This is a genomic window from Shewanella sp. Isolate11 (genome assembly GCF_022398315.1).
In the GTDB taxonomy this organism is placed as follows: Bacteria; Pseudomonadota; Gammaproteobacteria; order Enterobacterales; family Shewanellaceae; genus Shewanella.
Genome location: NZ_JAKEVF010000001.1, coordinates 1,012,730 through 1,035,080 on the forward strand (window position 1 = coordinate 1,012,730; position 22,351 = coordinate 1,035,080).

The following is a 22,351-nucleotide window of genomic DNA, read 5'->3' on the forward strand; positions in this document are numbered from 1 at the left end:
GACTGGTAGATTAACGGTTGGTGTTGTATAAGGCGGCGATATTCACCGCAGTACTCAACAGGTTATGTTGAGCACTGGACAGCACCTGTTGTAATTCCATTGCCCTTGGGGTGACAGAGAAAATAGCATTAAAGCCATGTTGCAATAATATGTTGGCATCTTCACTGACACAACCGGCGATAGCGATAACGGGAACGCCAAATTGTTTGGCGGCATTGGCCACGCCCATTGGGGTTTTTCCCATTAAGGTTTGGCTGTCGAGTCGGCCTTCACCGGTGATCACCAAATCGGCATCAACAAGATGGCTTGCAAGGTCAACGGTTTCCATCACGATATCTATCCCTGGGCGTAATTGGGCGTTGAGGTAGGCTAGTACCGCATAACCCATTCCGCCTGCTGCGCCAGCGCCAGCTATATTTCGGCACTCTCTTATTCCTGCGGCGACGGTTTTGTCGGCAAAATGATTTAAGGCTTGGTCAAGCTGCGTCACCATGGCGTCAGAGGCCCCTTTTTGTGGGCCAAAAATAGCTGATGCGCCTTGCTCACCACAAAGTGGGTTATTAACGTCACAAGCCACTTCGATATGACAACTCGCGAGTTTAGGGTGGAGCTTGCTGATGTTGATGCTGTCGATATTGGCAAGCGCTGCGCCACCAACGGCAATTTCATTGCCCTTAATATCGAGAAATTGTGCCCCTAAAGCCTGTAGCATTCCCACGCCGCCATCGTTGGTAGCACTGCCGCCTAAACCAATAATGATATGGTTGATGTCAGCATCGAGCGCATCGGCAATCAGCTCGCCGGTGCCGAAGCTGGTGGTCATTAAGGGATTACGAGCACCACTGGCGACATGATGTAAACCTGAGGCTGAGGCCATTTCGATAATCGCCGTTTTTTCATTACTCTGTTGTGAATGGGTAAGACCTAAAATGCCATAGTGGGCCTTTACTTTAGTGCCTAATGGTCCGGTGACCGCTAGGTTGACTAAATGCCCCCCGGTAGCATCAATCATAGACTGTACTGTGCCTTCACCGCCGTCGGCCACTGGGACTTTGACGTAGTTGGCCTTGGGTAGAACTTGACGAAATCCCTGTTCGATGACGGTGGCTACCTCCATGGCGCTCAAGCTTTCTTTGTATGAATCGGGCGCAATGACGATTTTCATTAATATTTCCTGTCAGTGAGGGAGTAAAAGGGATATCAGCCATGATGCTTTTCGCATCATGGCTGTGAGTTGAGGTTTACAGTAGTACTAGGCTAAGTAGGTAAACTAGAATCATCGCGGTGACACCTTGAATCAAGGTTGCCATGGTTTGGGCTTTATAAGCTTGTTTAACACTCATACGACTAAACTGAGTTACAACCCAGAAGAAGCTGTCGTTAGCGTGTGAAACTGTCATTGCACCGGCACCAATTGCCATTACGGTCAGTACGCGACCCATATCACTGGCTAAGCCAATATCGCCTAGCATAGGAGCAACTAATGCTGAAGTTGCCACTAATGCTACGGTTGAAGAGCCTTGAGCCGACTTCAGGGCTGCGGCAACGATGAAAGGCATAAAGATACCAATTCCTAATGCTGACAAAGTACTGCCTAGCATGGTGCCGATATCTGTTGCTTTTAACACCGCACCAAATGCGCCGCCGGCACCTGTGATCAATAGGATTGGGGCGGCAACCACTAGGCCGTGGCTGATGCGATCGCTGAACTCTTTGATTTTATCGTCACTTTTTAGCAGAGAGAGGGATAAAAATAGACCAATCATCAAGGCGTTCACAGGTTGTCCTAGGAACACTAAGATATCGAACAGGCTACCGTCACCCAATGGGCTTGAAGGGAATTTGGCGATTGAGCCTAAGCAAATTAATAGAATAGGAACAAAAATAGGTGCGAAGGCTTTCGCTGGGCTAGGTAATTGACCATAAGCTGCCTTGAGCTTTTCAAAATCTTCAGCACTGGTTTTTAACTCTTCTGCGCCTTCGCCGTCAGGCTCAACACCGGCAAAACGGTTGGCCCATAGCATACCTGCTAGAGCAGCAATGGCAGCAACGAAGATACCGACGACAATCACTAGCCCAAGGTTTGATTCTAAACCTAAGTTACCTGCCGCAGCGATAGGGCCGGGTGTTGGTGGCACGAAGGTATGAGTCGCATATAAACCAGTGGCTAGCGCGACACTCATAGAGACGCTCGACACTTTCATGCGATTGGCCATCGACTGCTTCAGCGAGTTCAAGATCACAAAGCCTGAATCACAGAACACAGGAATTGAGACTAAGTAGCCGATGATAGACATGGTTAACGTTGGGAAGCGTTTACCCAGGACTTTAATCACCACGTCAGCCATGGTAATGGCAGCGCCGCTTTTTTCTAGGATGGTACCTATGATTGTCCCCAAAACAATCACTAGACCGATATAACCTAAGATGCCGCCAAAACCAGAGGTGATTGTTTTGGCGATGTCGCTACTTGGCAAGCCATAGGCAAATGCCGCAATAAACGACGCTAATATCAGGGTTAAAAAGGGATGTAACTTAAACTTGGATGTCGCAATCACGATAAAGGCGATCACGGCTAGTAGGATGATTACTAGGCTCATAAGGTGTCCTTGTCTTAAATTATATTTATAGTGTGGTGGAACTAGGTCTTAAATTATTTTTATAACTTGATCGAACATGGACCCGATTGTCAGCCGTACGACGACACGGCCAAGGAATTTCAGGCTAAAGCTATTATCCGTAGCAGCAGATAATTTGGCTTTATGTATCTTAATAGGATTTCGCTGAGTCAAAGTCTAATTGTTGTGCATTTGCACAATAAATTGGGGCGTTTGGTCAAAGAGTGTGATCTGTCACTCAGCTTACGGCAAGTGTTTGTTCTGCTTTTAGGCTTAATCCTGAGGCTAGCTGCAATTACGGCAGGTGATTCGCTGCACTGCACAATGGGAGGGCTCTGATGACAAGTGTGGCGATGCAGGGTAAAATCGCGCCACTTAAAGGCTCTGGTCATGCTTGGCTAGTGGTATTCGTTCATCAAAAAGCAGTTAGCCCATGACATTCTCTAAACGCGCCAATACAAGTCAATCGCAACTGAGTCAATCGGAACTGAGTGAATCTGTACTTAGTCAGCCAACTCTCGGTAACCCCAGTCTTGGCAACTCTTTTCTTAGTAACTCTTTTCTTAGTCAATTAGGGTCTAGCTCTGAATTGAGCCATTCAAGGGTATCAAGTGCCAGTCAGTTTGATCCCGCGCTATGCCTGCATACTTTCAAAGCCCCTATTGAAGATATCGCGCTGCCTGAGCGTTTCACCTTTCCATTTTACTATGAGCCGCATCCGCTATCGATTTTGGCAGCTAAACAGCTACAAGATTATCTTGAGCATCAGAGTGACTGGCAGCACAACTTTGGCTTAGGCGATGATAAAAAGGGCGCTATCGGCAAGATGTTTGGCGTATTGGTAGTCGAAAATCTCAATGGGGATATCGGCTATCTGGCCGGTTTTTCTGGTAAGTTGGCCGAAAGTAATTTGTTGCAAGGCTTTGTGCCTCCGGTATTTGATATGTTGGCCGAAGAAAGCTTCTTCCACGGTGAGCAATTAGCTATCAACCAGCTAACCGAAAAGCTGCACGCCCAACAAGCTTCTCCTAGACTCGAACAGGCTCGTGCTGAATTATCCAAACTGACAAGCCAAAGTGCAGCTGAAATTGAAGAGGTTAGGTTACAAATTGTTGAAGCCAGAAAGGGACGTAAACTCGCGCGAGCAGAGGCTGAAGCGACAATGGCAGCAGAGCAGATAGCCGAGGTGAACCTGCAACTGAGTAAACAAAGCGTTGCTGAGAAAAATCAGTTAAAAGCACTGAAGTTACACTGGCAGCAACGGATTGAACTGCATCAACAAACCCTAAGCGATTTACTTGAGGATATTACCAAGCTTAAAGCCCAGCGTGCCCAGCAGTCTAATGAACTGCAGACTAAGTTATTTGCTCAATATCGCTTTTTAAATCGGGCTGGTGACTATCAAGATTTGAATCAGTTATTTGCCAATTCGCCGAGTAAACAGCCGTCTGCGGGGGCCGGTGAATGCGCCGCACCTAAGTTATTGCAATTTGCCTTTATGCATCAATTAAAGCCCTTGGCGATGGCGGAGTTTTGGTGGGGTGCATCACCTAAGTCTGAGATTAAGCAGCATCAGCAATTCTATGGTGCTTGTCAGGGGAAATGTAAACCGATTTTAGGGCATATGCTCAAAGGCATTGAGATGGATGCCGATCCGCTGCTGACTAATCCTGCTGAGGGTAAACCGCTCGAGATCATCTATCAGGATGAAGCTATTGCTGTGGTCAACAAACCTGCTGAGTTTCTTTCGGTTCCAGGGAAAAACATTAACGACTCGGTTTATAGTCGTATGCGGCAGCAATTTCCTGACGCGACAGGGCCCTTAATTGTTCATCGTTTGGATATGTCGACCTCGGGATTGATGGTAATTGCATTGAGTAGTGAAGCTAACAAAGCCTTAGTACAGCAGTTTATTGGCCGAAGTGTCGAAAAGCGCTATGTCGCTAAATTAGCCGGTATTGTTGAGGCGGATCAGGGGAAGATCATCTTGCCGCTGCGAGTCGATCTGGATGATAGGCCTAGGCAGTTGGTTTGCTATCAACATGGCAAGTCGGCGCATACCTTATGGCAGGTAAAGCAAAGAGACAAACATCATACTTGGTTGTATCTCTACCCTAAAACGGGACGAACTCATCAGCTGAGAGTGCATTGTGCACATCAACAAGGACTCAATCTGCCTATTATCGGCGACGACTTATATGGCGTTAAGGCCGAACGATTGCATCTGCATGCTCAGCGTCTGGCTTTTGAGCATCCGTTTACCCATGAGCGGATGTGTTTTGAGGTCGATGCCGAGTTTTAACACGCAGCATCTTCAATTACTCTTTGGTCAGTAAGATCTGTCCCAAATATAACTGCAATAAACCATCGAGTTTGTTGAGCTCGATTCCGGTGATTTGAGTGATTTTGTCGAGACGGTAACGCAAGGTATTTCGATGAATATACAGCTGCTTAGCGCAGGCACCTTGATCGCCAAAATGAGTAAGGTAGGCGGTTAGAGTTTTGCGCAGCTGCTGGTTATTATCATGGGCAATGAGCTTCTGAAAAGGCGTGAGTAGCTGCTGACCGCGCCAGTCTTGTTTTAAGCCAGATAACATCACCAATAATGAGAAATCTTCGAACAGATATTTACTCTTATCTGGTTGCATCTGTATGCCAAATTGCAGAGTCTCTTTGGCGGTTTGGTAAGAACGATGAATGTCCGTTGGGTTAGGGAAGTAATGGCCTAAAGCTATTTTTAGGTGAGTACGCATCGAGTTAGGGATACGTTTCAGAAGCTGATCGATACGTTGACTCTCTAGATTGGCATTCCACTGTTTGCCGTCTAAAAATGCCGGTTTTAAAATCACTAACTCGGTCATCGAGGTCATGGCGATAAGATTGCCACGAGAGGGGTTTTCCAGAAGATTAAGTACCTGCTTTAGCAGTGAATTGCCAATAGCATGGCCACCGTCTTGCACTTCAATTACCGCCGCGACTCTCGGCATATACAGGTCGATATTGAGTCGGTTAGCCCAGGCCTCTAACTGCGCTATATCGCTGTATTCCCCCTTAATAAACTGCAGAATAAACTCTTCTTGCTGTCGATTTTGCCATTGAGCAAGCTCGAGAGAGTTAGCCTGTTCGACAATCATCTCGGCGCTCATCTTTAATAGTTCGCCATAGGCGTTAAGGTGTTGTGGATCGCCGGTAATGCCTATTACGCCGATGATTTCCCCTTGGAAATGCAATGGCAAGTTAATTCCCGGTTTGACCCCATGTAGGCTCGATGCACTGGCACTATTGATGGTGACGGTGCGATTTTGACTGATCGCAAGTAGCGCGCCTTCATGGACGAAACCAATACGATGAGGATCGCCAGAGCCTAAGATAACACCCTGGTTATTCATCACGTTGATGTTGTGATCTATGATTGCCATAGTTCGGTCGACAATCTGTTGGGCGAGTTGAGAGTCTAGAAAATACATGGGATTTAATAGCGATACAGGTTTGTATAGAGCTTACGGTAATCTCTGCTAATGCACTAGAGCCCAGTAGGGCTTTTGTCAAAGCGTGTGTTATACGCCATAAAAAAACCCGCTATAAAGCGGGTTTTTAGTTACTGACTCGAGTGAGTTACAGCTTGTAGCTCATGCTGAACATGATTAACTGCGCAGTATAGTCATGGTCGTTTGAACCAAAACTGACCACATTTGGAATGGCATCAACTGCTAGGCTGTTGGCTGGGTCGTTGTCGTTGTATTTTTCCACCTTGTAGTCAAGGCGAACGGCAAGTTTCTCAGAAACCTGATACTGACCATACACATTGACGTTGTGGACTTTAGCACTGTAATCGCCGTAATCACCGCTAATACCTTGGGTGACTTGGGTGTTACTGTTTGAATCTGAGTAAGTGTAATCTACGCCTAGGCGGAGTTTCTTCTCTAACAGATTGTTATAGCTAAAGCCGGTACCAATGACATCGACCTGATCTTCAATTTCACCAAACCAATTAGCGGCACCAAAGTTTGTGCTACCTGCTTGCTCTGAATTGATATTTTGACGATTGTAGAAGGCGTTAATCATCATATCGTCAGTCAGCATATAGTTAACATTAACGTCGTAGCTGAGGTCTTTCGATTCAGTTAAACCAATTTCGGTTTCGTTGTAATCGTCCAGCGCATAACGTGCACCGAAGTCAATCGTTAAGGTATCGATTGGCGTGTGGCTAACTCGAGCCTCAACCATGGTACGTTGACGATCGGCTAGGTTGTACTTACGTAGCAAGTCATTTGACTGGCTTGAAGTCCATTGTGATGCTTCATATTTTGAACCATCACGCTCGCCATAGCTGCCCTTGATCCACATATCCCAGTTGTCTAATGCACTTAAACGGAACTTGGTCCAAAGTGTATTTTCATCTGTGGTTTCGCGGTCTTGGTTACTACGCTCATCGCGGCGGAAATCATAACCCGTTTCTAATTTCATACCACGTGCTAGATTAAAGTCGGCACCGACTTTACCGCGATGGGTGGTGATGTCATAAGGCGTGTTATAAGCCACTTGGCCGTTGGTCGCGTTGATGCTGATCTGAGTCCACTGTTCAATATTGGTCTTGTTGTCACGATCGCTGTAGTCGTAGCTGGCGTTTAGGCGCACAGTACGATTAAGGCGTGAGACCACTTTTAAGTTGACGCCACTCATATCGACTTTACCGTCGAGTGATTCAGTCGGTAGTTGATAGCCGTAACCAGAAGTTACAAAGGCTTGATCTTGAGTCATTTGGCCATAGTGTACTCGGCCGCTCATGATAGTGCTGCCTGCAGTATATTGACCCAGCAATGAAACCGTATGCGCTTGGTTATCAGGATCGAGTGCCATAGTGCCTTGAGTTTGCGCCCCAAATGTTGGGTTAAACGCGTTATCAAAGCGCAGTTGGCTGTACTCGTTCTTAAAGCTTGAACCTGAGTAACTTAAGGCTGTAAACCAATTATCACCACGTAGTTTGATACCGGCTTCAACGGTATCTGTGGTGTAATCCACAGGCTCGGCCAGCATCATAGACTGGTTAAAGAAGCTGCCAGATGCGGCTTTTAAACCGGTTTTTTCTTCACGCTGATAGTTGACGTAGGTGCTCCATAATGAATCACCCATGTATTCAAAACCTAGGCCTGCACGCTTACGCTTTAGTGACAATTCAACAGGGTTTAGGCTGTTGTATAGGTCAAGCATATCTTGGCTTGAACCGGCGGTTTGCCAGTTGTTAGCTAGGGTCAGGTGATCGCCGCCAATCCCTGAGTAAGGGCTCATAGCACTATCAGTGTCATAAGTGGCAATTTGGCGATAGTTGACGTTAATCTTATATTTACCAATTTTACCTGTGTTGACATCAAAACGGCCGTCTTCCATGCCTAAGTCATGGGCTTCGACAGTCGAGCGATAACCCGATTCGTTGATATAGTTGACGTCGGCATCGACTTTACCAGCAAAAGCATTTTCTGCAGCAAACGCATTTGCCGAATGAATGTCATCACTGTTGTTGTAGCCAAAGCCAGCGCCAACAGTGCCTGTAACACCAGATTCGACTTTACAGTTTTTACATTCCCACTTGTCGAACTTTACCTTGTCGGTATTGGCATTTTGAACGCCATAGCCACCAGCGAAAGCCATGTTTGGAACAAAAACACTGGCGTTAGCAATGAGGGCGAGGGTGACCAAATTTAAGTTGAATTTCATCTTCTCGTCTCCTTATCGCTGCAACAGTTTGCCAGATGGATGGTTAGAACCATGAACCTGACTATGACAGTTCAAACAGCTACGACCACCAGTAAATGCGTTTCCACCTACGGTTGAGCCGTGTCCAGTTTCACCTAAGTATGCGTTGCTTGCATGGCCATCGCTGGCATGACATTGCTGACATAGTTGAGGTGCGCGGGTTTTTAACATGCCTTCATTCACACTACCATGTGGATTATGGCAAGTTACGCAGTTTTCGGTCACGGGAGCATGTTCCCATAGCTTTGGGCCGCGTTTCTCTGCATGGCAGGAGTAACAGGTTTCGTTAACACTTGGCTTGGTCAAGTCTGAATCAGCCATGGTGCCATGTGGATTATGACAGTCACTACATACCATTTGTGCCCATTTCATTGGGTGAGCAGAGCGCTTGTTCATGTCTGCTTTTTGTTTGGTATGACAGCTTGTACATACTTCCATCTCGGTGCTCTTTGAAAGCACAGGATCTTGGGCTGTATGCACTGAGTGACATGAGGCACAAGCCACATCGGCGTTGTCATGATGACCACCGTTCCAAGACATACGTTTATCGTCTTGGTGACAGCTTAAACAGACACTGTTTTGTTTTTCAGCCGATAGGGTCGATTGAGGGCCGAAGGTAATCATAGGCTCATTACCGCCGCGATTATGCTTACCCATAGGGCCGTGACAGGCTTCACACTGTAAGCCGGCCATTGGGCTCTTACTTGAGTTAGTCGCACCGTGAACACCTTTAAACAGATCCATCACTTTCTCTGATTTACGGTGACACATTAGGCATGAATCGGCGCCTTTAGGTGAATACTGACCTTCAGCGAACTTTTGATCTAGGGTTGCTTCGACTTCATCCGGTGTCATTTTTGCATCCCACTTAGACGCAACTGCGCTGTGGCTCATGCTCAATGAAAGCACCACAGTCGCCATGGCAACTGGAAGAACGCTTTTTAATTTATTGATGATTTTCATATTAGACTTCCTAATCTGCACAAAAATGTAGCGCGAAAGTGGGGAACAGTTCCCCACTCTCAATTGAAGATGAGCAAATTACATCTTCATTTTTGTGTGATCTTCAATGACCGGAGCGTGACAGAAGAAACAGCTTTCTAGCTGAGCCGCATCATTAGCCACATCTTTAGCGCCATCGATAACAGCACCTTGACTAGTTGCATGGGTTTTCACGCTGTCGCTGGTGTGACATGAAGTACAAGTCGCAGTGATCGGCGTAGTGTAAGTACCTGCAGCTGTGGCTAATGCACCTTTAACTTGGAATGAGTCTAAGTTGAAGTCATTGTGGCACTGAGCACAATCTTTGATGATACCTTCTTGACCGTGAACTACGTGAAGTTTCATCTCTAATGCGCCTTTATTGGTACCACCGGCATAAGTACCGTCAGGAGTGTGACAGGCAACACAAGCATCAACACCGATAATGGCATTACCATTGGCATCGGTTGTGTGTGAAAGTTGCTCAGACATGACGAAACCAGCGTGGTGGCCGCCTTTGTGCACTTCGAACTCAGGGGTGTGACAGTTAGCACAAGCACTGAACGCGACAGAGTCTACGTGACGCTTGCTTGGCTCTTGGCCAGAAAGTGTCGCGTAAGCTAAGCCCGCTTTCATGCCTGTATATAGGCTAACGTTGTCAGCATCTAATGCAGGATCACAGTCAACGAAGGCTCCATCTGTGGAGCACATTGCCCAACCTACGAAAGTGAAGGCGGTTTCATCATCGGCACCGGCTACACCTAATTTAAGATCTTTGCTGGTGGTGTAAACCAGTTTACCTGCATCAATCGTTACGCCAGCAGCAAGAACGCCGTTAGTCACCGCATTGATTGAGTCTTTACCACCGTAGCCTAAAGTTACGTTGTTTGGACCCACGTTAGTGACCACTTCGAAACGTTGCACCATAGGGAGTACGGTGTTGATGTCAACGGCATTACCTGCAGCATCGACAACAGCAATACTAATTGTTGCTGCTTGAGTCGTTGCATCGATAGTCGATTCAACATTGATACCATACTGGTCAATTAATGCTTTTTTCTGAGTCGAAGCTTCGGTGTGGATAGTTTCTGTCCAGCTCGCATTGTGACAAGCGATACAGTTGCTGTTGTCATTTTGCTGCGAATGACCTTGGCCAGCTTTAAAGTCGATATCGACGTGACAGCTGCTACACACTTCCATCGTTGGAACGCGAGACCAGTTACCCCATTCAGTTAACTCGTCAGACTGTACGTGACAGGCTTGACAGTTATCTTGAACAATCTTGTGAGCGGTTTCGGGTAGCTTGTCATTACGGCCAAAAACTTTGGCATCGTTATGAACATTATGAATTAAGTGGCTGAAAGCGACTTCTGGTTTACCACGACTTTCTGCCCACTCTTGAGTATGACAAGTGATACAAGTTTCTACTGAAGTGGCTCTATGGTAAATCTTCTCGCCTTCAACGTGACAAGAAGCACACACTTCGTGAGACACAACATTCTTGGTGTAAAGGGCTTCATTTCCTTCACCGTCAAAATCTTCAACGATTTCACGCACAGGAACAGGAGTTACGCCATCGAGTAATGTCGATGCTGGTGCAACAACATTAAAACGTTGAGTTAGCTGCGGATCGAACACATCAGTGCTGAAAGAATCGAAAGTAAATTGATAGCTACCATCTTTATTATCGACAAATTGATCTGTCGAACCTAGCTTTTGCCAGTTTGCGCTATCGCCAGGATGAGCTGCGCCTTGTGGGATTAGCTGCGCTGCATTTTCAATTTCGATATCTTTTAAGCCAACAACAGGCAGATCTTTTTCGTTAGTCGCAAAAACGGTAACGGTTGGCACACCATCGTTATAAGTCACTTGCGTGATATCAAGATTTAGTGTGTTGATCTCTTGAGCAGCTGTTCCGCCTGAGTTACCAGGTTCACCATCTTTACCATCATCACCGCCGCAACCACTTAGCGCTATGGATACGGCACTTGCTGCTAGAAGCAGCGCAAATTTATTTTTTTGTACGTTCATCATTTTTTCCCTGCATAGGTTTGGCATTAATTTAAGCGCATGGACAGTTTTCTGTACCGATTCTCATTTGTAAGCTATGCAACCTAAGTCAATGCTGGAAATAGAATTCCCCAAGGAAATGCTAACGTAATGTAAGCCTAAAATCTGCCAGACTGATGCTAATGTGTGACCGAGATCTTTCTATTTCTAAAGGGGTAGTTGGGAGGGGTGGATAAATTAGTTTTAGATCAATATTAGTGCTACTTTTTGAATAAAAATTGGCTAAGTGAATTGCTTTCTTATAGTAGGACAAAAGCGTCGAGATAGAGGCGTCGAGATAGAGGTGCGGGGGAGGTTTTACTGATTGGTATTAATTATTCACTTTATTCATTGAGCTAATGCGGCATCAAGTCACCTGAGTGTGGCCCAATAAAAAAGTTGGAAGTTTACACTTCCAACCTTTTTTTGATGGATATCTGGGAGCTTAATCTACAGCGTGATTTTTCTTGATGTTGTCAGCGTTGTGACAGGTTACACAAGATTCGCCATTTAAGCCGGCTTCGCCATAAGTACCAGCAATGATGCCACCCATGCTTTCGATATGTGACTTGGCAGAGTCTTTACCGTTACCAATATCGTAGCTGTCTGACACGTGACATGATGCGCATACACCGGCTTGTGGGCTAGAGAAAGTATCATCTTTTCTATTCCAACGCATAGGTGTTGAACGAGCATTGTCTAGTGAGTAATCGCTGTCGCTGTGACACGCGCTACATGCCGCACTGCTAACCAGTGCTTGTACATCTTCGCGGCCATGTGCCTTACCGAAAGTGCCATGAACACGGACAATTAAGCTGTTGTAATCACCGGCTTCATGACACTGAGCACAGGTGTTTAAATCAGCATTACGGTAATGAGGTGCTTCATGACGTACAACCATGTCGTTGTTATGACAATTAGCACAACTATCGTAATTGGCTGCACTTGCACGTTCAGCACCTGCACTGCCATCCAGTTTTAGGAACACAGTCTTAGCAGCATTAGGGCTCAATACACTAGCTGCACGGCCGCGAGAATCAACGCCATCACAGTCAGGATCGCCGTCACCATCGGTATCAATCAGTGCAACAAGCTCTGAACTCTTGTTTTTAATACAAGTGCTGAAACTGGTCGCAATTGCAACATCTGCACCAGAATTCAGCGCATCGGCAAGGGCGGGTAAGCTATAATCTGCGCTAGAAGCATCGACGGTGGCTGTGAAGCTACCATCGGCATTAGCGGTCGCGTTACCACGTGCTCTTGCTGCGATAAATGCATCAGGAGCTGCGCTATCTACTGCGTTGACTAAATAACCCACACTAGGTACATAATCACCTGTAACCGCTACGCCATCTTTAGTTAAGTTGATGTCAAAGGTTAGGGTTGATGTTGAATTATCCCAAGCTAGATTGCTGTAGCTGGCTTCAACTAAGATCCCTGCTTGAGATGCAGCTTCATTGCCCACTTGGCCTGTACCAGCAAAGTGACGGAAAGCACCGCCGCGTCCACTGTCTGTTGAGTTGTGACATGACACACAGCCTACCAGCACAGTGTCATTATCGACGGTTTCAACTTCATCACCGTGGTGATAGTTACCGTGACAAGTTTGACAGCTGTTAACATCGGTATCAGCAAACCAACCTAGGGCATTTTCGCTTAAGTCAGCTGGCAGTGTATCTGCAGTAGTCTCATAGCTCACGTGACAGCTTTCACAGTTGGCTGTAGAGGCTGGGAAGTTTAAGTCTTTCTTTGGGTCGCCATTGGCATCAAGGGCGGCACCATCAAACTTATAGGCGAAGGCTGGGTTTTTAGCTTCATCAGTAATCACTGACTCAAATTTACCAATCTTGCGACGTTCACCTTCAGTGATACCTGTATGTATTGCGTGAACTAAGCCTTTGATAGAACCGTCATAGGTAAATTGAACGGTATTACCAGCGGCATCTGTACCTTCACTACTGTAGGTTGTGTAGTCGGTGTGACAGAAAGTACATTGTTCAGCAGTGTTACCACGGTTACCATGATGAATATTTACTTGTCCAACGTGACAGTTGGTACAAGTATCAATTGTTACAGCCGCTAATGGGTAGCTTACTGATTTCTCTGTTTGTGGATCCCAGTAATAGGTTTCAACATTGCTGATCTTATTGTCGCCAACATTGTTAGTTTGGAGATAAATACCTTGGATTTGATTGGCATCATAGCCGTATCCAAAGTCTAAGGTATCAATAATATCGGTCGCGACAGCTTGATATTTACCTTGACCTAAATAAGTCAGACAGGTTTCGCCGTCGGCGCAGCTTGACGTTGAACTCCAGTATGAGCTACCAGAAAATGCTCCGTTACCTTTATCTTTATTGCGATAAGATAACCAAATTTGCTCATCGCCATCGGCACGTGCGCTGACTTGAGTCGCATCAGCCAATGCAAATGGTGTGAAGGTTTCGCTACGTGTGCCTATTCGACCAAAAGATATTCTGATTGAGTTATCGGTGTTTTCAAGACCGGTAACAGCGACACCATTAGCATTCAAAAGACTAAATTCAACGGTTAAGGTTTTGCTAGCGTCATCATAGCTAGCTTGTTCAACCTGAGTTTGAACGGCATTGATGCTGTTGATATCAACAGAAACTTCACCTGGTTTACCATCTTCACCTGGTTTACCATCGCTGCCACCACAGCCGCCAAGGGCGAGTGATACAGCTCCTGCTGCTAACAGCAGCGTTAACTTATTTTTTACGATCATCATTTTTTCCCTGCATAGGTTTGGCATCACTTTAAGCGCATAGATAGTGTTATCTACCCGAATCATATTTAGCTGTTGTGCGACTTAAGTTAATGCTGGAAATAGAAATCCCCAAAGAAATGCTAACGCAATGAATAGCTAAAATCTGCCAAGCTAATGCTAATGTGTGAGGCAGATCTTTCTATTTCTAAAGAGGTAGTCATTCAGGGCCAAAAAATATGTTTTAGATCAAAATATCGGCGAGTTATGTTGTTTGTAAATTGTACACATAGTGTTATGAATAAAGAGTAATTTACTTGTATTTTTGATGTTTAAGCAACAAAGGAATCCTGAGCGGATTTAAGCTGTAACCCTTATCGTTTTAAGGACAACGGGGTTGAGACTTTATATAAGTAAAAATTGGTCGCTAGGGGAGGGCCTCGGCTTATTATCGATATTGATGCATAGATAGAAGCGAGGTATTTACTTATTTTTTCAGGCATAAAAAAGCGGTGCTAATGCACCGCTTTGTTCACTATAGATTAAAGGTTAAACAGCCAATAGTGTTACCACTTGATAGGGTGGTTTGAGTCAAACCCTGCTGATTTTCCTGCATCATGACACAGAGCACAGGTTTCATCACCCACTTGGTAGGTGCCAGAAGTACCTTCATAAACACCACCATTACCTTCGAAGTGACTTACTGTTGATGCAGACTCAGCTCGGGTAGGTGCATGACAAGAAGCGCATGCAGCGACTATGGGCGAGAACTCACCATTGCTAGCCATAAAGGCGGGTTTGTTAGCCAAATTACTCAGGCTAATTTGACCGTCATCATGACAAGCTGCACAGTTAGCAGGGTTTTCTGGGAAGGTAATACCTTCTGTGGTTGTACGGCGCTGACTACGAGTGTCGGCATGAATTTCGTGGATCATCACCTTAAAATCAAATCCGCGTTCAAATGGCTTAATGCTATGAGCTGGAGCACCATTGTGACATGTAACACAGCTACCATCTGCTAAGGCTACAGCGGTATTTGGTATCGCTGAATGACAGGTTCCGCAGCTATTATCAGGGGCATAATCTCCTCGAGTTCCTGAATGGGCTTGCGAGAAATCGGCTTGTTCACCATGGCAATTAGCACATTTTGCCTCAGACACCAACAGCGGACGACTATCAATGGCATCGCCAGTCGATGAGAAAGAGGCTTTGTTACTGCCGACAATGACTTCTGAGATAGTGGCTGTGGTATCACTACAATCAATCGCCGCATCAGCAGTTGGATCGATTTCATCTGAATTGGCACAAATAAGCAGTTTTCCATCCATGAAACCTTGGCCTAAATTGACTATCTGCGAGTAAGGCTCTGGGGAGGTACCGCCAGTAATAGTGATGCCCGTTAAGGTATAAGTGATTGCCGAGCCATTAGCCGCTGCAGTGAGGTTCGCATTAGTATCAACCCCTGCTAAATTAACTGAGATTCGACTCTCACTGCGACCTAAGGCACCACTTGATGGGCGAGGGCCCATAGTGAACTCGGTTCCATCGAATGCCGTTAAACTTACCCAAAATTCTTTCACGTTAGGGTCAGTTTGTGGTGCAACATCACTGCTCCAATCAACGATAAAGTTGAGTTCACCTGTAGCCGCATCAAAGGTACCATTTCCGATGCTATAAGTGTATTTTTCACGCAGAGATTGGTTGATATTAGCTTTTGCTAAATGGTATTGAGCACTGCCTTGTTCATCCTCTTCTGCATGGCATGAACCACATCCACCGCTGTTAAATACACCTGTTACGTCAGCGCCAGGGATACCATCGGTTGCAGGATCTGAATAGTAATGGAAATAGTTACCTACGTAGCCCCTATCTTTTTGACCCGCTGGTGGTGTTAAGAACTCAGGGTTGTCGATAGGGTTAAAGCCCGTCATATGACACGAGGCACAAGCAAGTCCTCGGTGGTGCATAAATGCAGTGGCATCGGCAGGGCCATTACCATCTGTGCTATGACAGCTTTGGCAGTTGCCAATGTCTACCGGAAGGGTCACTTTTTCAGAGACATCTTGTCCATCTCGATAAAGAGGATAACCAATGTTGGGATCGTTGGCGGCTTTGGCTATAGCACCGCTAAAGTCATGAATGGTGCCACGCCCTACCATGATGTAATCGCCTTTATGGATTTCATGTACCATGGCGGCTAGGTCTAAAGATGAGCCTGTTTCAGGGTCGGTACTGTAACTGTTGTGGCACATTTGGCAGTTTGCCGTGTCATAACGTCTACCACCATGCAGCAACAGCGGTTTGGCGGTTGCTGATGTATCGGCATAGTTGGTGTTATGACACGCGACACAGTTATCTTCGATACTAACAACGGTGCGAGTCTCTTCTGGTTCGGCGGTTCTAAAATCTTCTTCTGGAATAAAGTCGATATGCGCATTCACCAGCTTTTCACGATCGCTATTTGCCTGGAATTCAAGTGTAATACGATGAACTAAAGTTGGATCATAGCTTAAATCTAGATCGTCAATTTCGGTCAGCGCATCCAGCTTAGTCTCGAAGGTATAACGATAAACTCCAGGGTCGACTACAGTGACACAAGTTACACCACAGCCGGACTCTATACCGGCTTGTATTGCATCCCCTGGGGTGAAGTTAACCGCAACATCTTGACCATTTTCAGTATAAGTAAAATTGGTCAAGGTTCTTGCTGCATCTGGGGAACGCATTGCATTGATATAGCTAATCCACTGGGGTGTCTTGTAACCTTTACCGCCTTGTGGAACGAGCTTAGCTATACCTAAGCCGAAGATATTGGCATCAGCAAAACTTTCTAATCCCGTGACTGGCACTCCATTGGCGTTGGTCAACACTAGATCAACGCTAATGGTATTTTCTTCAATCATCGGGTTTTCAAGCTCAATATTCAGGCTCGTTGCCTGAGCTATATCAAGGCCAACGGGGCCTGGTTTTCCGGGTTCACCATCTTTGCCATCGTCACCGCCACAGGCGGAAAGTAGTAACAAGGTGGTTGCGGTCACCAGCCCCATTGCGAAATTTAGTCCCTTTGCTGTTCTCTTCATCATTGCGTTCCTTGTAGAGCTAAATCATTAATCAATACAGTAAGCTAATGCTTTGCTATTGAATCGGATGCACTTTCAACACGTCGTAGCTGCTACCTTGTCCATGACAGGTTGCACAACTTTCAGTGCCAGCGGTTGCATCGGCTTCTGTACCCATAAACACAGCGCCTTGCTGCGTCATGTGGTTTTTAGCTGCATCACTTAGGTGGCAATCACTACAAATAGCCGCTGTAGGGCTGGTAAAGGTGCCATCATCAATCGCCAGTGGCTTCATGGTGCTAATAAGAGGTAAAGCCACCGTTGATACACCGTTGTTTTCGGTATGGCATTGGCCGCAATTACCGATATTGCCCGGGTAGTTAATGTCGGCAAAGTCGGCGTGGTTACCACTGTGAATGCTATGAACAAAGTGCTTGTAATCCACATTCGCATTGGATGGATTTGCCACGGTTGAATCGGCTTGTCTATTCGGGTTGTGACACAGTTGACATTGACCCTCTAAGTCATTGCGTGAACCATGTATGTTGAGCTGTTGATCACCATGACAGCTGCCACAGGTTTCATTGGTCACGACTACGCGTCTGCCTGAGTCTGTTAATGCTTGAGCATTGAAGAACTGGTGGCTTGACTTGATATTTACCGTACTAAAGCTAGTATCAGCGCAGTCGCCTAACACGCCATCGGCGGCGCAGATCCGTCCTTGAATAGCTAATACACCCGTATCAGTTTCGCTACCTGCGGGGACAGTTAAACCCGATATTTCATAGTTGTAGCTGCCGGCGCTTCCCGATATAGGTGTAATATTTTTCAAGCGAATATTCGAACCAGAGCTGGCTGAATAATCGAAGCTTGTTCCCCAGTTTGCGTAGACTCGAAGGTCTGACAAAAAGTCGAGTTTATCGGCGCTGTCGGTATATGCTGTGCCGGTTGCAGGATTACTCAATTTTAATGTGAGTGATACAGTGTCCCCACTGAGCGATGCCGCTGTGATTTCGGCCTTAAATTGCTCAAGAGCCGACTCATCGCCGCTGTCATTATGGGCACTCGCGGTCCAATCTGGGTTATGACAAGCAACACAGTTGCTATTGTTAGCTTGGGCTGGGTGACCTTGTCCGGCTTTGAAGTCAATAGCGGTATGACATGAACCACAAGCTTCCATGGTGGGGACTTGAGCCCAATTCGCATTTTCAGGCAGCGTATCATCCTGGGCATGACAGGTTTGGCAGTTAGCGACTGAGCCAGGGAAACCGGTTAAATGCTTGCTGTGGATCATCTGTGGGAAGATGTTTTCAGGATTGCTAACGTGGTCAGCGTTATGACAGCTGACACAAGTTTCAACTTGGTTGTATCTGCCGCGGTGAAACGCGAGGTCGTTGTGACAAGTATTACAGGTCTCAATTTTAATTAAGTTGCGAGTATAAGTTGGCTCACTACTTTCACCATTATTGGGAGCTTGCCAGTCATAATGCTCATTAATTAATGGCAAAGCGGTACCATCAGGGAGACTGTCTCCGCCCAATTTAATGACCAGACGTTGCGTCGAACCTGCTTGGTATTCAATATTATTCATACCGTCGAAAGCAGCACTGAATTGGTAACTGTAATAGCCGTTTTTATGATCGGTATACTCACCAACACAACTGGTTGGGCAAGTCTCAGAAGTGAAAAATTGCCATTGTGAACTATCGCCAGACCCGGTATAGCCTTGGGGTAATAATTGTGCGGCGATATAAGTGGTGCTGGGAATGCCCACTACAGGATCATCATCTTGGTTACTGACACGATAATTTACGGTAGCGACACCATCTTCCATAGTGATATCACTAAAAGTGATATGCAGAGAACTAATATCAACAGCGGGTTGGCCGCCTGGTTCACCTGGCTCACCCGGTTCGCCATCGTCTCCTCCGCAAGCCGTTAGTAAGATTGCTAAGGCTACTGTGGTTCCATAACGTTTAAGATTTGTCATTGTTTTCATCATCTCTTCCTTGGAAATTAGTCTTGTGGCATCAGTTAGAGCTGATAACTTAATGTCAGTCCAAAGTAGTGGGAGCTGTAATCATGGCTTAAATCTCCAAAACTCAATACATTGGGTATCGCATCCAAAGTGAGCCCTTGGTTGGCCCAATCTGTATCTTGGTATTGCTCATAAATCCAGTCGAATCGTAAACCGACAGCTTCGCTGACTTGATAGCGTGCAAAGGCATTAACGTTGTGTTTAGTCGAGTAATAATCGCCATAAGGAGATTGTAAGCCTTGAGTGACTTGGGTATCACTCTGGCCATCGGAATAGGTGTAATCCAGACCCAGATTGAGCTTGTTATCCATTAAGTTGCCGTAATTGATTCCAGTCCCTATGAGGGTGGATTGCTCCTCAGCGGTGGCAAACCAGTTAGGCGTACCGAAATTACTACTGCCAGCTTGATCGCTGTCGCGCCAATCTTGATTGACGAAAGCGTTTAAGCTGATGTTGTCGTTAATCGCATAGTTGGCCGATAAGTCATAGCCTTGAGTTTCGACCTCGGTAAGGCCGATAAGGGTTTCGTTATAGTCATCTTGCATCCAATGAAGGTTTGCTGTGACGCCTAAACTTCCGGCTGAGTAACTGGCATAGAGTCCATATTGCTGACGTTCTCTATCGGCTAAATAGCTTTTGCGTAGCAGAGGATTACTTGGGCTCGCAGTGGTCGTTACTGGCATATATTCACTACCGCTTCGGTCGCTTCCAGATGCTTTTAGCCATACTAACCATTGTGATGTGATACGGTAGTTTAGCTTGCCATAAATGCTGTTTTCTCGCAGGGTTTGACGATCTAAATCACTGTAGGTGTTGTAGTCATAATCGTAACCGACATCGAGATAAATCGCGCGACTGAAGCGATATTTAGCTGCAACCGCTGCTTGCTGACGAGTGCGATCATATTCTGCAGGTGTTGCATCACCACTGTAGAAACTGTCGGTGATCACTTGAGGGTAGCTGTCAAATTCAGTTTTATTGTCACGATCGCGATAGTCATAACTTGCTCTTAAGGACAAATCTTGGGTTAATCGCCCTGAATAGTTCAGTTTCATTTCTAAAATATCGACTTGACCATCCAAGTTGTCGTTAGGAAGCACTGGAGATGGGCCATTGATCGTTGCGGGTAAAAAGGCTTGGTCTTGAGTCATGCGGGTAAAACCCACATGCATTAGTACTTGTTGTCCGTCGCTTGAAAATTGTGAGTTGCCAGCAATGCGATAGGCTTTGTTGTCCGGTGCAACTGCATTTTGGCCAAAATAAGCAGCACCAAAGGTGGGCGAAAATGGTGATTGCCAATAGAGAGATTCTTCATCATTACGATAATAGCTGACTCCCGCATCTATCCCAGCTAACCAGCTATCACCCCTAAGATAAAATTTTGAGGTGACATTATCTGTCGAGTCGTCCACACGTTGTGCCAGCTGCACGCTGTTACTGAGTAAGTTAGCGCTGCTCGTGCGATAGCCTTCTCGTTGTTCATGTTGATAGTCGATATTGGCTTTATAGAAGCTGCCGTTGTAATCGGCGCCTAAATTGAATCGGTCTCGGGCAATTTTCAATTCAATGGGCATAGCCGCAGTTTGCAGGTCGCTCATTTGATCTGTTGTGGCGGCGGACTGCCACTGTGAAGGAAGTAACCACTGATTGTTTTGGCGGCTAAATGGGCTCATGGCACTGTTGGTATCGTAACGCGTGATGCCTCGATACGACGCATTGATACTGTATTGTCCACGGCGGCCTGTTGTTAGATCCGCTGAACCGTTGTCATAGCCCAATTTATCGGCGTTAAATCGGGTCTGGTAACCCGACTCAGTTAAATGTGAAACGTCGGCTTCAACGCTGGCAACAAAGCCGTCTTCATCTGTGCCTGTGGTATTGCCAAAACGGCTGTCTTCACCATCATTACTTGCTACCCCAACACCGATAGTGCCCTGAGTGCCGGTTTTTAGTTCACAACGTTTACAGTCCCAGCCATCTTGCTTTAGGGATTCACGGTTAGCCGATGCAATACCATAACCATCTGCATAAGCCATTGAACTCATGATGGCCAAGGTGATAGCGCTGAGTTTTATCGGGAGCGTGCGATGTCCATTGTGGTTCTTCATGTCAATACTCCCTATTAACGTTGCAATAACTTGCCAGATGGGTGATTAGAACCATGAACTTGGTTATGGCAATTCATGCAACTTTGGCCAGCATTAAAGGCGTTAGGCATATTACCGAAGACCGCGTTTGAGGTATGGCCGACCGAGGCGTGACACTGCTGACATAACTGTGGTGGTTTACTTATTAACATCGCTTCGTTCACGCTGCCATGTGGGTTGTGACAGTTTGCGCAGTTGTCGGTAACTGGGGCGTGCTCCCATAATTTGGGACCCCGTTTTTCAGCATGACAGGCATAACAGTTCTCGTTAACACTCATCTGCTTTAAGCTTGATTCGTTTAAGCTGCCATGAGGATTATGGCAATCGCTACATACCATCTGTTGCCACTGCATAGGGTGTGAGCTGCGTTTGTGCATATCGGCTTTTTGTTGAGTATGACAAGTCGTACAAACGCTGACTTCTTCTGTTTTGCTCAAGATAGGGTCATGGCCCGTATGCACCTGATGGCAGTCACTACAGGCGACGTCGGCGTTATCATGATGGTTTCCTTCCCATGCCATGCGCTTGTCATCGTTATGACAACTCATACACACACTATTTTGTTTTGCTGCAGGAACCGGAGAGTTGGAACCAAAGGTGATCATGGGTTCCTTGCCACCACGGTTGTGCTTACCTAGTGGGCCATGACAAGCCTCACATTGTAGGTCTGCCATTGGCGAGCCTTGGACTTGCGGATTTCCGTGCACCCCATCGAAAAGCGCCATGACTTTTTCGTTTTTTCTATGGCACATTAAACATGTATCAGCACCTTTAGGGGAGTATTCGCCTTTGGCAAACTTTTCATCGAGAACCTTCTCGACGTCTTTGGCAGGCATATCATCCCAGGGGGTTGCAATAACAGAAGTACTCACCAGCAGAAAGCTTGCCAGTAAGGTCATTAAGTTGAATCGTTTCATCCACGTAGAGTCCATTTTCATCATTTTCATCCCAAGCACTAAAGAAGCGGATTTTAATTTTTA

The 22,351-nt window shown here is 46.1% G+C and carries 12 protein-coding genes; 1 reads left to right on the forward strand and 11 read right to left on the reverse strand.

The features are described 5' to 3' along the window. Window positions 1–10 precede the first annotated feature (10 nt). Both L1D21_RS04405 and L1D21_RS04410 read right to left on the reverse strand, forming a co-directional pair. Window positions 11–1,165: a glycerate kinase gene (locus tag L1D21_RS04405; RefSeq protein ID WP_239844006.1), complete on the reverse strand. Its 1,155-nt coding sequence runs from the start codon at window positions 1,163–1,165 to the stop codon at window positions 11–13. Window positions 1,166–1,241: 76 nt separating this feature from the next. After that, on the reverse strand, window positions 1,242–2,600 hold the full coding sequence (locus tag L1D21_RS04410) for a GntP family permease (protein ID WP_239844007.1): 1,359 nt from the start codon (window positions 2,598–2,600) through the stop codon (window positions 1,242–1,244). Between the two features lie 451 nt (window positions 2,601–3,051). Here L1D21_RS04410 and L1D21_RS04415 point away from each other — a divergent pair, with 451 nt between their 5' ends. After that, window positions 3,052–4,920: an RluA family pseudouridine synthase gene (locus tag L1D21_RS04415; protein ID WP_239844008.1), complete on the forward strand. Its 1,869-nt coding sequence runs from the start codon at window positions 3,052–3,054 to the stop codon at window positions 4,918–4,920. A gap of 16 nt (window positions 4,921–4,936) precedes the next feature. On the opposite strand, the gene L1D21_RS04420 is transcribed toward L1D21_RS04415, so the two are convergent. From L1D21_RS04420 to L1D21_RS04460, 9 genes are all read right to left on the reverse strand, one after another. Beyond that, on the reverse strand, window positions 4,937–6,085 hold the full coding sequence (locus L1D21_RS04420) for a sugar diacid recognition domain-containing protein (RefSeq protein ID WP_239844009.1): 1,149 nt from the start codon (window positions 6,083–6,085) through the stop codon (window positions 4,937–4,939). A 148-nt stretch (window positions 6,086–6,233) separates the two neighbouring features. Continuing rightward, window positions 6,234–8,333: an MtrB/PioB family decaheme-associated outer membrane protein gene (locus L1D21_RS04425; protein ID WP_239844010.1), complete on the reverse strand. Its 2,100-nt coding sequence runs from the start codon at window positions 8,331–8,333 to the stop codon at window positions 6,234–6,236. A 12-nt stretch (window positions 8,334–8,345) separates the two neighbouring features. Further along, on the reverse strand, window positions 8,346–9,335 hold the full coding sequence (locus L1D21_RS04430; protein ID WP_239844011.1) for a DmsE family decaheme c-type cytochrome: 990 nt from the start codon (window positions 9,333–9,335) through the stop codon (window positions 8,346–8,348). A 78-nt stretch (window positions 9,336–9,413) separates the two neighbouring features. Beyond that, the gene (locus L1D21_RS04435; RefSeq protein ID WP_345773503.1) at window positions 9,414–11,384 is read right to left on the reverse strand and encodes an OmcA/MtrC family decaheme c-type cytochrome; all 1,971 of its coding nucleotides are present in this window, start codon (window positions 11,382–11,384) and stop codon (window positions 9,414–9,416) included. A 463-nt stretch (window positions 11,385–11,847) separates the two neighbouring features. Further along, window positions 11,848–14,148: a hypothetical protein gene (locus L1D21_RS04440; protein WP_239844195.1), complete on the reverse strand. Its 2,301-nt coding sequence runs from the start codon at window positions 14,146–14,148 to the stop codon at window positions 11,848–11,850. 545 nt (window positions 14,149–14,693) lie between these two features. Beyond that, window positions 14,694–17,207 (reverse strand): OmcA/MtrC family decaheme c-type cytochrome, encoded by a 2,514-nt coding sequence (locus tag L1D21_RS04445; protein WP_239844013.1) that lies wholly within the window; start codon window positions 17,205–17,207, stop codon window positions 14,694–14,696. A gap of 55 nt (window positions 17,208–17,262) precedes the next feature. After that, window positions 17,263–19,185, reverse strand: a complete 1,923-nt coding sequence (locus L1D21_RS04450) for an OmcA/MtrC family decaheme c-type cytochrome (RefSeq protein ID WP_239844014.1) — start codon at window positions 19,183–19,185, stop codon at window positions 17,263–17,265. Between the two features lie 35 nt (window positions 19,186–19,220). Beyond that, window positions 19,221–21,332, reverse strand: coding sequence for an MtrB/PioB family decaheme-associated outer membrane protein (locus tag L1D21_RS04455; protein ID WP_239844015.1), 2,112 nt, complete (start codon window positions 21,330–21,332; stop codon window positions 19,221–19,223). Window positions 21,333–21,346: 14 nt separating this feature from the next. Beyond that, window positions 21,347–22,270: a DmsE family decaheme c-type cytochrome gene (locus L1D21_RS04460; protein WP_275658922.1), complete on the reverse strand. Its 924-nt coding sequence runs from the start codon at window positions 22,268–22,270 to the stop codon at window positions 21,347–21,349. Window positions 22,271–22,351 lie beyond the last annotated feature (81 nt).

Excerpts from the sequence above, each read along its gene's own strand:
- L1D21_RS04405 (WP_239844006.1), bottom strand. The coding sequence starts at position 1,165 with ATGAAAATCGTCATTGCGCCCGATTCATACAAAGAAAGCTTGAGCGCC.
- L1D21_RS04415 (WP_239844008.1), top strand. The coding sequence starts at position 3,052 with ATGACATTCTCTAAACGCGCCAATACAAGTCAATCGCAACTGAGTCAA.
- L1D21_RS04410 (WP_239844007.1), bottom strand. The coding sequence starts at position 2,600 with ATGAGCCTAGTAATCATCCTACTAGCCGTGATCGCCTTTATCGTGATT.
- L1D21_RS04445 (WP_239844013.1), bottom strand. The coding sequence starts at position 17,207 with ATGAAGAGAACAGCAAAGGGACTAAATTTCGCAATGGGGCTGGTGACC.
- L1D21_RS04420 (WP_239844009.1), bottom strand. The coding sequence starts at position 6,085 with ATGTATTTTCTAGACTCTCAACTCGCCCAACAGATTGTCGACCGAACT.
- L1D21_RS04450 (WP_239844014.1), bottom strand. The coding sequence starts at position 19,185 with ATGAAAACAATGACAAATCTTAAACGTTATGGAACCACAGTAGCCTTA.
- L1D21_RS04455 (WP_239844015.1), bottom strand. The coding sequence starts at position 21,332 with ATGAAGAACCACAATGGACATCGCACGCTCCCGATAAAACTCAGCGCT.
- L1D21_RS04430 (WP_239844011.1), bottom strand. The coding sequence starts at position 9,335 with ATGAAAATCATCAATAAATTAAAAAGCGTTCTTCCAGTTGCCATGGCG.
- L1D21_RS04460 (WP_275658922.1), bottom strand. The coding sequence starts at position 22,270 with ATGACCTTACTGGCAAGCTTTCTGCTGGTGAGTACTTCTGTTATTGCA.
- L1D21_RS04440 (WP_239844195.1), bottom strand. The coding sequence starts at position 14,148 with ATGATCGTAAAAAATAAGTTAACGCTGCTGTTAGCAGCAGGAGCTGTA.
- L1D21_RS04435 (WP_345773503.1), bottom strand. The coding sequence starts at position 11,384 with ATGAACGTACAAAAAAATAAATTTGCGCTGCTTCTAGCAGCAAGTGCC.
- L1D21_RS04425 (WP_239844010.1), bottom strand. The coding sequence starts at position 8,333 with ATGAAATTCAACTTAAATTTGGTCACCCTCGCCCTCATTGCTAACGCC.